At 70.5% G+C, this 227-nt stretch carries 1 protein-coding gene; it reads right to left on the minus strand.

Going from position 1 to position 227, the window contains the following annotated elements:
- Window positions 1-227 (minus strand): IS1/IS1595 family N-terminal zinc-binding domain-containing protein (locus ACZ92H_RS29845; protein WP_465052008.1); only part of this gene is annotated, 227 nt, incomplete at both ends.

A 227-nucleotide genomic window follows, 5' to 3' on the forward strand; every position in this document is an offset into this window, starting at 1 on the left:
TGAGCGCATTGAAGGTGCGCCCGCAGGGCACGCAGCGGTAGCGCTGCAGGCCGTGCGCATGGCCATGCCGATGCAGATGGGGCGAGTGGCAGGCGGGACAGGCCAAGCGCGACTGCGCCACGCCCTCGAGCAGCGCGACGGTCGCGTCGTGTGGCGTGTTGCCACGCAGCAGGGCCATGCCCGCCTGCCGCTGGCGCCGGTTCAACTGCGCAAACTGCGCGATAAAG

The sequence above is a fragment of the Janthinobacterium foliorum genome (assembly GCF_978021625.1).